This window comes from Bhargavaea sp. CC-171006 (assembly GCF_009761675.1).
Taxonomy (GTDB): domain Bacteria; phylum Bacillota; class Bacilli; order Bacillales_A; family Planococcaceae; genus Bhargavaea; species Bhargavaea changchunensis.
In genome coordinates, this window is the sequence record NZ_QUZH01000015.1 from 190,547 (window position 1) to 203,596 (window position 13,050).

The 13,050-nt window shown below is 55.3% G+C and carries 13 protein-coding genes; 1 reads left to right on the plus strand and 12 read right to left on the minus strand.

What is annotated here, in order from left to right; genetic code table 11:
* Window positions 1-276 precede the first annotated feature (276 nt).
* From DZC51_RS07855 to rpsF, 9 genes are all read right to left on the minus strand, one after another.
* Complete coding sequence (locus DZC51_RS07855; protein WP_198304080.1) at window positions 277-1,656, minus strand: peptidoglycan DD-metalloendopeptidase family protein; 1,380 nt, start codon at window positions 1,654-1,656, stop codon at window positions 277-279.
* A gap of 380 nt (window positions 1,657-2,036) precedes the next feature.
* On the minus strand, window positions 2,037-3,323 hold the full coding sequence (locus tag DZC51_RS07860) for an adenylosuccinate synthase (protein WP_157294827.1): 1,287 nt from the start codon (window positions 3,321-3,323) through the stop codon (window positions 2,037-2,039).
* A 136-nt stretch (window positions 3,324-3,459) separates the two neighbouring features.
* Complete coding sequence (dnaB, locus tag DZC51_RS07865; protein ID WP_157294828.1) at window positions 3,460-4,812, minus strand: replicative DNA helicase; 1,353 nt, start codon at window positions 4,810-4,812, stop codon at window positions 3,460-3,462.
* A 12-nt stretch (window positions 4,813-4,824) separates the two neighbouring features.
* On the minus strand, window positions 4,825-5,271 hold the full coding sequence (rplI, locus tag DZC51_RS07870; protein ID WP_157294829.1) for a 50S ribosomal protein L9: 447 nt from the start codon (window positions 5,269-5,271) through the stop codon (window positions 4,825-4,827).
* A complete protein-coding gene (locus tag DZC51_RS07875) occupies window positions 5,268-7,244 on the minus strand; it encodes a DHH family phosphoesterase (protein ID WP_157294830.1) in 1,977 nt (658 codons plus the stop codon). The genes rplI and DZC51_RS07875 overlap by 4 nt, the downstream gene beginning before the upstream one ends.
* A gap of 11 nt (window positions 7,245-7,255) precedes the next feature.
* Complete coding sequence (locus DZC51_RS07880; RefSeq protein WP_157294831.1) at window positions 7,256-8,197, minus strand: YybS family protein; 942 nt, start codon at window positions 8,195-8,197, stop codon at window positions 7,256-7,258.
* Between the two features lie 181 nt (window positions 8,198-8,378).
* Window positions 8,379-8,612, minus strand: coding sequence for a 30S ribosomal protein S18 (rpsR, locus tag DZC51_RS07885; protein ID WP_008300433.1), 234 nt, complete (start codon window positions 8,610-8,612; stop codon window positions 8,379-8,381).
* 41 nt (window positions 8,613-8,653) lie between these two features.
* On the minus strand, window positions 8,654-9,166 hold the full coding sequence (gene ssb / locus DZC51_RS07890) for a single-stranded DNA-binding protein (RefSeq protein WP_157294832.1): 513 nt from the start codon (window positions 9,164-9,166) through the stop codon (window positions 8,654-8,656).
* Window positions 9,167-9,207: 41 nt separating this feature from the next.
* On the minus strand, window positions 9,208-9,498 hold the full coding sequence (gene rpsF / locus DZC51_RS07895) for a 30S ribosomal protein S6 (protein WP_008300436.1): 291 nt from the start codon (window positions 9,496-9,498) through the stop codon (window positions 9,208-9,210).
* A 338-nt stretch (window positions 9,499-9,836) separates the two neighbouring features.
* Here rpsF and DZC51_RS07900 point away from each other — a divergent pair, with 338 nt between their 5' ends.
* Window positions 9,837-10,475, plus strand: a complete 639-nt coding sequence (locus tag DZC51_RS07900; RefSeq protein ID WP_232524091.1) for a DUF3267 domain-containing protein — start codon at window positions 9,837-9,839, stop codon at window positions 10,473-10,475.
* A 177-nt stretch (window positions 10,476-10,652) separates the two neighbouring features.
* Here the strand turns inward: DZC51_RS07900 and ychF are convergent, their stop codons facing one another.
* From ychF to DZC51_RS07915, 3 genes are all read right to left on the minus strand, one after another.
* Window positions 10,653-11,753: a redox-regulated ATPase YchF gene (gene ychF / locus DZC51_RS07905; RefSeq protein ID WP_157294834.1), complete on the minus strand. Its 1,101-nt coding sequence runs from the start codon at window positions 11,751-11,753 to the stop codon at window positions 10,653-10,655.
* Between the two features lie 99 nt (window positions 11,754-11,852).
* Window positions 11,853-12,056, minus strand: coding sequence for a DUF951 domain-containing protein (locus tag DZC51_RS07910; RefSeq protein WP_157294835.1), 204 nt, complete (start codon window positions 12,054-12,056; stop codon window positions 11,853-11,855).
* Window positions 12,057-12,101: 45 nt separating this feature from the next.
* A complete protein-coding gene (locus DZC51_RS07915) occupies window positions 12,102-13,010 on the minus strand; it encodes a mechanosensitive ion channel family protein (protein WP_157294836.1) in 909 nt (302 codons plus the stop codon).
* Window positions 13,011-13,050 lie beyond the last annotated feature (40 nt).

Consider the following 13,050-nt stretch of genomic DNA (forward strand, 5'->3'; position numbering starts at 1 on the left):
TCTCATTATCAGGTTCGTTCCTGTTTCCCTTATGCTATCACGAGTTTGCAAGTTCCGCATCTTTGTGGGGTTGGCTCTCAACCTATTTAATAGTCCGCTTTAAGGGTTTCGTGTGATAAAGGCAAAGGCAGTCGAATCCGGGAAATAAAACATCATTTCCCGGGCAATAATCGTCCTGAAACGACATATTTCCCGGAAAAAATACCGGGAAATTTAAAATGTCCGAAAAAGACGGCGAGCCCTGCGGCCTGCCGTCCTTTTCCTTCATTATTTGAATTACTGGCTCACAACGGTGAGCGGATTGATAAGCTGTCCATTTTTGCGCACTTCGAAGTGAAGATGCACACCCGTCGAGTTGCCTGTGCTGCCCATCACGCCAAGTTTCTGTCCCCGTGCAAGCTTCTGTCCTGGCTTGACACTGATTGAGGCAAGGTGGGCATACAGAGTCGTATAGCCATTCCCGTGGTCGACCACGACACGATTGCCGAAACCGCCCAGAGGTCCCGTTTCGGTGACCGTTCCCGCATCAGCTGAAAGAATCGCTTTTCCCTTCGGGCGGGCAATATCGATGCCATTGTGCTGGCGGCCCCACCGCTGCCCCTTTTGGCTCGAGATGTAACCGCCCTGCGCCGGCCAGATGAATTTCCCTGTGGAAACGCCTTCCACGGCTTTCGTGCCGTTCAGGACGAGTTCGTCTACCGGCTCTTCGACTACCTTGTCTTCCAATACCTTCTTGGATACCGTCTTCCCGTTCACGGTCTCCGTGACCGACAGCATCTCTTTTCTGCCGTCTTTACCGGCTTGGGCAACTTTTTTCTCGCCTTTCAGTATCGTCTTGTCATCCTTCGTGACCTTTTTATGTGCGATCGGTGAGGCTTCGAGATGCTTCCGGGTGACAGTAACATCCACATACGGTTCTTCTTTGAGGACTTTTATCTTGTCGCCGGCAGCAAGATCTGCCTGTTCATCCATCCCGGTGTTCAACTCGAGAAGTTGCTGAACGCTCATGCCATGCGACTTTGCGACTGCTTCAGGCGTGTCACCTTCTGCCGCTGTATAATCACGCTCGACCTGCCTGCCGGAAAGCAGGAGATCAAGTGCTTCTTTTTCCGTCTTGATGTTCTCCGGAGCGGTATAGACTTCTTTTGCCTGCAGGTCCGCCTTCACGGAAAGATTCGTCACCTGAGTCTGGCCTGCTTCAGGCTCAGGGAATTCGCCTGCTTCCCGAGCGGTTTCATAGTCGGACAGTTCTTCCTCTGTCATATGGTTTAGCTTGACACCGCGGATAACACGGTCAAATGCATCTGCATCCTTGAGGTAAAACAGGGTGTCTCCGCCTACTTGGACAGCGACAGACTCTGCTTCTACAGTAAGCGCTTCTTCCAGTGTCTTCTTGACGGATTCCTCATCCTCAGAAGCGGCGTTCCCAAAAACTTTCTCTTTTACGACGGAGAGATCACGGCCTACAACGAGGTCAAGATCTTCATGGGCGGCCTCTGCCTTGGCTTTCTTCTCGTCAACCGCATGGTCAACAACTTCCGGGTTCTTGACTGTCCCGATATACTCGCCATTTTCATAGACATAGTACTGGTCATGGAGGCTTTCACTCGCAAAGCCTGTCCCGGTGAAGAGCAGTGAACCTATGAGTGCCGCCAATGAAAATTTCCTTATTTTCCCCATCCTTTTGTGTTTGTTGGATGGAGGATTTACATTGGAATTATCTGTGCTTCCTTGCATCTCATTTCCTTTTCCTTTCTGTGTTTCTCTATCTATATCTCTTTATTTATTAACTCAGCCTTAGCCACTTTAACAGTTCAAATTTATAGGTACAAGAAATGTGGGTCGTTTGTAATCCAAATGTAAAATGGGACCCAATACCCAGACAACATTCCAAAATATTCGTTTATTATTTCAGCTAAATGACAGATATAACAGCTGAAGTAGACAGAAAAAGGAAAGGAATTTCATATGAATGCCCTCCGGAAACAACAGAAAAAAACCACCCTCCGGGCAGGAGGGTGGCTTCAGGCTTCGGCTTATCGCCAAACGCTCTTGATGATATTGGTCTGTGTACGATCGGGACCAACCGAGAAGATGGAGATCTCGACGCCTGTCAGCTGGGCAATCCGCTCCAGGTAATGGCGTGCATTTTCCGGCAGTTCGTCAAGGGAACGGACACTTGTGATGTCTTCGCTCCAGCCGGGCATCTCTTCGTAAACCGGCTCGCAGTCGTCCAGCACCCGGAGGTTCGCCGGGTACTCGGTGATCAGCTCGCCCTGATAACGGTAGGCCGTGCAGATCTTGACTGTGTCGAGGCCCGTGAGCACGTCAATGGAGTTGACCGTCAGATCGGTCAGCCCGCTTACGCGGCGCGCATGGCGGACGACAACACTGTCAAACCAGCCGATGCGGCGGGGGCGGCCCGTCGTCGTGCCGTATTCCTTGCCCACTTCGCGGATGCGGTCGCCGGTTTCGTCAAACAGTTCCGTCGGGAACGGTCCGTCTCCGACACGGGATGTATAGGCCTTGCACACGCCGACAACGTGGTCGATCTTTGTCGGACCGACGCCGGCACCGATCGTGACGCCGCCTGCCACAGGGTTCGATGACGTGACGAACGGGTACGTCCCCTGGTCGATGTCGAGCATGACGCCCTGTGCGCCTTCAAAGAGGACACGGCGTCCTTCATCAAGTGCGTCGTTCAGCACTTTTGAGGTATCCGTCACATACTGTGCGATCTTTTGTCCATACTCGTAGTATTCGTCGAGGATGTCTTCCACCCGGAAGCCTTCCGTCTCATAGAACTTCTCAAGCAGGCGATTTTTTTCCTTAAGGTTGCGGGTCAGCTTTTCCTCGAACACTTCCTTATCGAGGAGGTCCGCAATCCGGATACCGATGCGGCCGGCCTTGTCCATATATGCAGGCCCGATGCCCTTGCCGGTCGTGCCGATCTTGTTGTCGCCCTTGCGGAGTTCCTCGACTTCATCCAGCTTGATGTGGTAGGGCAGGATGACGTGCGCGCGGTTCGAGATGCGGAGGTTATCCGTCTCGACCCCACGGGCATGGAGCCCTTCCAGCTCGGTGACAAGCGCCTTCGGATCGACGACCATTCCGTTGCCGATGACCGAGATTTTATCCTTATAGAAAATTCCCGACGGAATCAGGTGTAGCTTATACGTCTCTCCGCCGAAAATAATCGTATGGCCTGCGTTGTTTCCGCCCTGATAACGGGAGATGACCTCCGAGTTCTCCGACAGGAAGTCGGTGATCTTCCCTTTTCCTTCGTCTCCCCACTGCGTTCCGACTACCACCACTGATGGCATAGATCTGCACCTCCGATGGACGGCCTATTGTTCACGTCCGATTTCAAACAGATATAGTGTACCAATGATCGGGTAACGGGTCAAGAAAAACCCGAACGCACAGATGCACTCCAGCATCGAACGTTCGGGTTTTTTGTTATGCCGGCGGCGCCTCATGCTGGCTCCAGTCGACATTGACGAATTTGTTGTATTCCTTCACGAATGCAAGCTTTACCGTACCGGTCGGGCCGTTCCGCTGCTTCGCGACGATGATTTCAATCATGTTCTGATCTTCGGTCTCTTTGTCGTAATAGTCCTCGCGGTAGAGGAATGAGACGATATCGGCATCCTGCTCGATCGAACCCGATTCACGCAGGTCGGACATCATCGGCCGCTTGTCCTGGCGCTGCTCGACACCACGTGACAGCTGGGACAGGGCGATGACGGGCACCTGCAGTTCACGGGCGAGGCCTTTGAGCGAGCGGGAAATCTCAGAGACTTCCTGCTGGCGGTTCTCGCCCGGCTTGCCGCTGCCCTGGATCAGCTGAAGGTAGTCGATCATGATCATGCCGAGTCCGTGCTCCTGCTTGAGGCGGCGGCATTTGGCGCGGATTTCGCTCACCCGGATGCCCGGTGTGTCATCGATATAGATTCCGGCGTTCGACAGGCTTCCCATCGCCATCGTGAGCTTGCGCCAATCTTCAGCTTCAAGTGCGCCGGTCCTGAGCACCTGCGCATCGATGTTGCCTTCAGCGCAGAGCATCCGCATGACCAGCTGGTCGGCGCCCATCTCAAGACTGAAGATGGCGACATTCTCGCCGGCCTTCGTCGCGACGTTCTGGGAGACGTTCAGCGCGAAGGCCGTCTTACCGACAGACGGCCGTGCCGCAACGATGATCAGGTCATTTCGCTGGAAACCGGCCGTGATGTGGTCGAGGTCACGGAATCCTGTCGGGATGCCGGTGACCTCGCCTTTGCGGGTGTGGAGCAGTTCGATATTGTCGTATGTCTGGACGAGGACGTCCTTGATGTGTTTGAAGTCGCCCGCGTTCTTGCGGCTGGCGACCTCCATCATCTTCTTCTCGGCCTCGGCAAGCACCGCATCGACCTCATCCTCACGGGTGAAGCCGTCTTCGACGATGCCTGTCGCAGTCCGGATCAGCCTCCGGAGAAGCGCCTTCTCCTCGACGATTTTCGCGTAGTATGCGACGTTCGCAGCGGTCGGCACGGCATTTGCAATCTCCGTGAGATAGGAGATGCCGCCAACGTCCTCCAGCTCTTTTTTCGCCGAAAGTTCCTCGGTGACGGTGACGACGTCGATCGCTTCACCGCGGTCGCTGAGCGTCACCATCGTCCGGAAGATTTTCTGGTGGGATACCCGGTAGAAATCTTCCGGAACAAGCGTCTCCGCCGCCGTGATGAGTGCCTGCGGCTCGAGGAAGATCGCCCCGATCACCGACTGTTCGGCTTCGTTGCTGTGCGGCGGGATGCGGTCAAACTGCTGTTCCATTCCGTTCTCTCCTTATTCTTCCGTCACATGCACCTTGAGCGTCGCGGTGACGTCCGGATGGAGCTTGATCGGAACGTTGGTATAGCCGAGCGATCGGATTGCATCCGGCAGGTCCATCTTCCGCTTGTCGATCTTGATGCCCTGCTGCTTTTCAAGCGCAGATGCAATCTGCTTCGACGTAATGGAACCAAACAGCCGGCCGCCTTCGCCGGATTTCGCCTTGAGCTCCACGGTCAGCTGCTCGAGCTTTGCCTGCAGTTCCTTTGCTTCGGCAAATTCCTCTGCAGCATCCTTTTCGGCACGCTTTTTCTGGCCTTCCAGCTTGCTCAGGTTTGCTTGCGTCGCTTCAACAGCGACGTTGTTCTTAAACAGGAAGTTCTGTGCGTAACCGACGGAAACTTCTTTGATATCGCCTTTTTTTGCTTTGCCTTTTACATCTTTAAGGAAGATCACTTTCATTCTTCGGTTCCCCCTTCTGTCATTTCGATAATGGTCTCCTTCAGCAGGGAGAGTGCCTCACTGACGGAGTCCGTATCCAGTTGTGCGGCGGCATTGGTCAGATGTCCGCCGCCGCCGAGCCGCTCCGCAATCAGCTGGACATTCAGGTCGCCGAGCGAGCGTGCACTGATGCCGACCCGACCTTCAGGCCGGAGCGCCACGACAAATGATGCGACGACGCCCTTCATCGTGAGCAGTGTATCCGCCGTCTGCGCGACAAGGACCGGGCTGTGGGGCTCCCCTTCCGCGCCGATCGCGATGGCGATGCCGCCTTCCAGAATTTCGACGGTCCTGATGATGTCCGCCCGTTCAAGGTACGTGCCGATGTCCTCTCTCATGAACCGCTGAATCAGTACCGTGTCGGCACCATTCGAGCGGAGATAGGAAGCGGCCTCGAACGTACGGGATCCCGTGCGCAGCGTGAAGCTTTTCGTGTCGACAACGATGCCGGCAAGCATCGTCGTAGCCTCCAGCGGCGATATTTTCTCGCCTTTCGGCTGGTATTCCAAGAGTTCGGTGATGAGTTCGGCCGTCGATGATGCATACGGCTCCATGTAGACCAGTAGTGTGTCCTCGATAAACTCCTCGCCGCGGCGGTGGTGGTCGATAACAACCGTCTTTTCCGCCTTGCCGAGAAGACGCTCATCGACGACAAAGTTCGGCCGGTGCGTATCCACGATGACGAGGAGCGTCCGGTCGGTAATGATGCCGAGCGCTTCATCCGGCGTGATAAAGTGCCGGAAGAGGTCAGGCTCCGAGCGGATCTCCTCCATGAGGCGGATGACGCTTGCGTCAAGTTCGTCCGGGTTGATGACGACAAAGCCTTCGACGCCATTTAGCTGGGACATCCGGCGCACCCCGACGGCCGCGCCGATGGCGTCCATGTCGGGGAGCTTGTGTCCCATGACAATCACCTTGTCGCTTTCCTGGATCAGGTCGCGCAGCGCATGCGAGATGACGCGCGCGCGGACGCGGGTGCGCTTCTCGACAGGATTCGTCTTGCCGCCGTAGAACTTCACTCGGCCGCTCGGCTGCTTGATGGCAACCTGGTCGCCGCCGCGGCCGAGGACGAGGTCAAGTCCGGACTGGGCGAGTTCCCCGAGTTCGGGAAGGGAGGCGGAGTCCGCCCCGATTCCGATGGAGAGCGTAAGTGCCGAACTTTCACGCGCCGTTTCCTCACGGATGGAGTCAAGGATCCTGAACTTGTCCTTTTCCAGTTCATGGAGAATCGACTCATTGAGTACGGCAAGGAACCGGTCCGAACTGAACCGCTTCACATAAATGCCGTATTCGGCTCCCCAATCATTGATGCGGGTGGTCACCAGGCTGTTCAGACGGCTTTTCGTCTGATCATCCATGCCGGAAGAGAGTTCATCGTAGTTGTCGACAAGAATCATGCCGAGAACGGTCCGGTCCGCATAGTAGAGCGTCTCGATCTCGAGCTGCTCGGTAATGTCGAACAGGTAGAACAGCTTTTCTTCCGGCTTATAGATCACCTTGTATTGCCTATTACCGAGGGAGATGACCCCTTCCGGATCTGCGCCTTCCTTGACGAAGGAGCGGAAATCCTCGGACAGCCCGAACAGTTCCTCGCCGATGAGCGTATCGTGCTCAAGCAGCTGGGACATGTACGGGTTCGACCATTCAATCGTGAACTGGTCGTTGATGAGGATGATTCCGATCGGCATCTCAAGCAGTGCTTCCTCTCCGACCTTTTTCATCCGGACGGACAGGTTTTCGATATGTTTCTCGGTCTCTGCATAGGTCCTTGCCTCAATGCGCCATGCGGCAGCAAGCGCGAGAATGGCAACGATCAGCCATGCAGCAGCAACCCATTCATTGTAAAGCCATATCGGGACGGTCGCCCCGAGAACAATCACCGTCAGGACCGCAAGCGGTGTCCGTATCGGCCGTTGTCTGAAAAAACTTCCCATTCGTCAGCCACTCACTTTCCTTTGCTTCCCGTAATGTACCCCCTCAGCTTGAAGCCGGTGTCGATGATCCCGAGCAAGGAAATGATCGGGAACAGCAGCGGCGCCAGGAAGACCGCAAACACGAGGAGCCAGCCCGGTTTGCCGGAGGCATGGAGAAGATATGCGATCAGCGACAGTCCCTGCAGGAAAAATAGCGTCCGCAGGATGAGCATCGCATTCATGACGATCAGATAGCCCGTCGAGCCGGGCTCGAATTCCCCGATCAGCGACGCGATCAGGATGATCACGTAGTAGATGAGGAGTACCGCAGGCAGTTTCATGTCGCGGAACGGCGGAAACTTTGGCACCGCCGTCCCCAGCTTCCGCATGACCGGGAAGAGGATAGCGAGTGTCACCAATGCAGTACCGTAGGAGACAAAGATGAAGGCCGAAGGGATGAGCGTCTCTACCTGCAGAAGCGCGGTGGAAACCATTTCATCGTATTCCGGCGGCTTTTGTCCCATCCGGTCCATCAGCTCGCCCGCCTGCGCGTACATTTCGCGCATCTGGCCGGTCAGCTCTGCGATGATGTTCAGGTTCATCAATAAAGCGGCAGCCGCGTATTGCAGCACCCCGGTGATGAGGACTGCCAGACCCGACGCCATGAAAATATACAATTTGGATTTTCCGGTTCTCACGCCATCCCCGATGATGAATCCGACGGGGGCGTTGAGCAGGGCCAGGATCAGCCCGCCCGGACCGGCGATCAGGAGGGAGAGGATGACCCCTGCGCCCGTCACCGTCAGTGAAGGGCCGCGGCTGTAGCGCGCGCTGTAAAGCGCCACCGGAAGCGGGATAAAGAACACCGTGAGCACACCGAGGACCGGCACATAGTAAGTGATGGCCGTGAGCAGTGTGAACAAGGCGGCCATCATCGCGCCGAAGGTCAGTCTTCTCGCGTTGTCATTACCCATGGTCAGCCTTCTTTCGGATAGGATACCCACCAGATTTTGAAGTGGAATCTTCCTATCATTGTATCATGTTTTGCTGTAGCGACCAAAAAGGGACGGGACTACGGCGGCTGCCCGCGGTGCCCGTCCCCCGATAGAAAAAAAGACATTCCGGCAAAGGCCGGAACGTCTTTCGTTCTCATAATTAGCGTTCTTCCGCTGTGAATGGAAGAAGGCCCATGATCCGGGCACGCTTGATAGCAACTGTAAGCTTGCGCTGCCATTTTGCGCTAGTACCCGTCACACGGCGTGGGAGGATTTTCCCGCGCTCGGAGATGAATTTTTTAAGCAGATCGACGTCTTTGTAGTCGATGTGCGTGATGTTGTTGGACGTGAAGTAGCAGACCTTACGGCGTCTGCGTCCGCGACGTGGTGCCATACTGGTTCGCCTCCTTTGTTCTTGGATTTACGGTGTGATGATCAGAACGGCAGGTCGTCGTCCGATACTTCGATCGGTCCGCCGCCCGGCGAGAACGGATCATCATCCGTGCGTGTATAGTTATTCTGATTCGGGGATTGCCCCTGATAATTGTTATTGTTGTAGGACGGCTGGCTCTGCTGAGGCTGTCCGCCGTAGGACGGCGATGCCTGCTGGCCACGGTCGCCGCCCGCTCCGCGAGGTTCGAGGAACTGGACGCTGTCCGCCACGACTTCCGTCATGAAGACGCGCTTTCCGTCCTGGCCGTCGAAACTGCTCGTCTCGATGCGGCCATCGATACCCGCGAGGCTTCCTTTATGCAGGAAGTTGGCCACGTTCTCGGCCTGCTTCCTCCAGGTCACCACGTTGATGAAGTCCGCATCCCGCTCTCCGCGCTGGTTCGTGAACGGACGGTTCACGGCAAGGGTGAAGCGGGTGACGGCGATGCCCGACTGCGTGTATTTCAGTTCAGGATCCTTCGTTAGTCGGCCGACCAGGACAACACGGTTAATCATCAGACAACAACCCCCTTTTGAGATTTCTGTTTAACGGAGAATCACTTCTCGTCTTCGCGGATCGCGATGTGACGGATGATGTCTTCGTTGATATTCGCAAGACGTGTGAATTCATCGATCGCAGTAGTAGGCGCGTTGGTTTTTACGATGTGGTAAACCCCTTCGCGGAAGTCGTTGATCTCGTAAGCGAGACGACGCTTGCCCCATTCTTTCGACTCGATGATTTCCGCACCTTCAGAAGTGAGGACTCCATCAAAGCGCTCAACGAGTGCTTTTTTCGCCTCATCCTCGATTTTCGGCTGGATGATGTACATGATTTCGTACTTGTTCATCAAGATGTCACCTCCTTGTGGACTTGTGGCCGGCCGCGATGCGGCAGGCAAGGAGTAAAATATTCAATACTTACTCACATCGGTTTATTCTACCACGGTGCCTGTCCGTTTTCAACTATTTTCTATGGAAAGTCCGGAGAAGGAAGTTGTCGTATAATTTGTTGTATGGGGCAGGTTGATTTTCGCTCCAGGCGGACGCTTTCCGCGGGCTTGGCCTTAGCCCACGCACCACTCCGCTTTTTGCGGTCTTCGGCTCAAGCTATTCCCGCTGGAGTCGCGGCCTTCCGCTGCAATCAACACCAAACAGACATTTAAAACTAGGGGGCAATTAAGTGAACATGGAAGATTTGGAATCGCGGGAGCCGGATCGGGTGATTGAGCTGGATCTCCGGCGGGTGATGAAGCAGAGTCTCTGGCTGACGGTTGGGGGTGCGGCTGTCCTATATCTGGTCAGTTTCCTCGTGCGGGGAGAGCTTTCGGTGTCCGTCTCGTTCGGGGGTTTCATGCTCGGATTGCTGCTGTTCGCCGTCGGCTATGTGGTGCTCATCGTGCTGCATGAGGCTTGTCATCTGCTTGGTTTCCGGGTGTTCGGAGGTGTACCGTTCAAGAAAATGGCCTACGGGGTGAACCTGGAGATGGGCATCGCGTATGCGACGACCGAGATTCCGCTCCGAAACAAACCGATGCGCCGCGCATTGCTTCTGCCTCTATGGCTCACGGGAATTCTTCCGGGCATTATCGGCATCTGGCTCGACAGCCATCTTCTGATCCTGCTGTCGGCCTTTCTGATCGGCGGGGCGGCGGGCGATCTGGAGATGAACCGCCGGCTAAAGAAGCTTCCGGACAACTGGCTGATCAGGGACGATCCCGAGATGCCGAAACTTTACGCCTATGATCCGCAAGGAAAGGCGGCAACACCGGATGAACCCGTTGCGACGGAAGAAGGGCCGCATAGCGGCACGACTCACGAAAGCTGACTGCCCGTAGTTGCCTGGTCTTTTATATTCCCTGCATGGACTCTCATGTCCCTTGCCTGGACTCTTATTCTCTTTGCCTGGTCTTTCGGCACCGTTTCCCGGTCTCCCGTTATGATCGTCCCTCAAATTCAAAGCCCCGGCACCGCATCATTAGCGGAGCCGGAGCTGTTTTGTTTATCAGACATTAAAGCGGAACAGCATGACGTCGCCGTCCTGGACAACGTATTCCTTGCCCTCCAGGCGGACCTTGCCCGCTTCCTTGGCTGCGGCCATCGATCCTGCTTCAAGCAGGTCTTCATAGGAGACCGTTTCGGCGCGGATAAATCCGCGCTCGAAGTCGGTGTGAATCACACCGGCACACTGCGGGGCCTTCATGCCCTTGCGGAACGTCCAGGCGCGCACTTCCTTCTCACCGGCCGTGAAGTAAGTGGCCAGGCCGAGCAGGTTGTAAGATGCACGGATCAGCTGGTCCAGGCCAGCTTCCTCGATGCCGAGTTCCTCGAGGAACATCGCTTTCTCGTCATCATCGAGTTCAGCCATTTCTTCCTCGATTTTCGCGCAGACTACGATGACTTCGGCATTGTCTCCTTTTGCGAATTCGCGGACCTGCCGGACGTATTCATTGTTGCCCGGATCCGAGATCTCGTCTTCCGAAACGTTTGCCACATACAGCATCGGCTTGATTGTAAGCAGGTTCATGCCCTTGATGACTTTCAGCTCGTCTTCGGTGAAGTCGACCGAGCGGGCCGGCTTTTCGTTTTCGAATGCTTCTTTCAGGCGCTTCAGGATCGGCTCCTCAATGAGCGCCTCCTTGTCCTTCGACTTGACCATCTTCGACACACGAGTCAGGCGCTTGTCGACGCTCTCCAGGTCGGCGAGGATCAGTTCAAGGTTGATGACTTCGATATCATCAATCGGATTGACCTTGCCGGAGACGTGTGTGATGTTTTCATCGGCGAAGCAGCGGACGACCTGGCAGATTGCGTCGACTTCACGGATATGCGAGAGGAATTTGTTGCCGAGGCCTTCGCCTTTGCTGGCACCTTTGACAATGCCGGCGATATCCGTGAACTCGAATGCTGTCGGCACTGTCTTCTTCGGTTTGACGAGTTCCGTCAGTTTGTCAAGGCGCGCGTCGGGCACTTCGACGATCCCGACGTTCGGGTCGATCGTACAGAACGGATAGTTGGCCGCTTCCGCTCCGGCTTTGGTGATGGCGTTGAACAGTGTCGACTTCCCGACGTTCGGGAGCCCGACGATTCCGGCAGTTAATGCCATGGGTTTCCACAACCTTTCAATCTATATACAAAAAAAATAAACAGTCTGATTCAATCCCTACAACTTTATAAGTATAAGAAGAAAAGGCAGGGATGTCCATCATTCCCCTGCCTCTGCACGTTCAAGCACTTTTTTCAACTTTTTCTCGAAGTCTCGCCGCGGGATCATGACGCTGTGCTGGCATCCGGTGCATTTGATCCGGATATCCGCTCCCAGACGAATGATCTTCCAGGCATTAGTGCCGCACGGGTGCGGCTTTTTCATCTCAACCACGTCTCCGATGCCATATTCTCTCGGCTCCACCGGGACCACCTCCGGGATTCTGCTTCTACTCCTGATTCTAACATGTCATTCCGATGGTTTCGAATCCACCATGACCATTTTTGGATACGGAATCTCGATTCCGTTTTCCTGAAGGAATTGCTTCAGGTCCATGCGCAGTTGGCGCGCCAGGCCGAAGTGCATCATCGGGGCGGTTTCCGCGGATATCCGCATGACGACGTAGTTCGGATCGAGGCTCTGCACACCGAGCAGCTCAGGAGGAGCCAGCAGGTCCCCGTACTTCTCGTTATCCATGAGTCCATCCAGGAATTCCCTGATCAGCCGCTCGGCTTTTGGAATATTCGTCTCGTAAGAGATCCGGGCGTCGATGATCGCCAATGAATTATAGATCGACGAGTTGACGACCTCCTGGATATTGCCGTTCGGGATGATGTGCAGTTCCCCCGTATAGACCTTGATCTTCGTCGTGCGGAGACCGATCTCCTCGACGGTGCCCTCGGCTTCGCCGATCCGGACATAGTCACCGACCGAGAACTGGTCCTCGAAGATGATGAAGAATCCGGTGATGACGTCCTTCACAAGACTCTGCGCGCCGAAACCGACAGCAAGACCAAGAACTCCCGCTCCGGCGATGAGGCCGGCAACATTGATATTGAATGTCGACAATATGGCGAGGATCGCAGCGAAGTAGACGACGTAGGAAATGACGTTCTCCAGCAGTTTAAGGAGCGTGCGCTCCCGCCGGTCGGACAACGGACGCCGGAGCCTGACGCTGAAGACACGGCGGAGGACCGCCTTGCCGATGCGGACGACCAGTCCGGCAAGAATGATGATGAGCAGGATCTTCAGGGCAACCAGCCCGACATTCAGCCAGAGCTCCTCACTGAACAATGCATCCTTTGCACGGCCGATCAAATCAAACGTCCGCTTGGCCTCTTCGCCGACTGTCTCCGCCACTGTAGGTTCTTTGGCCATATAGGCATCAACCTCCTTCAACTTCTGTATATCCTCTCAC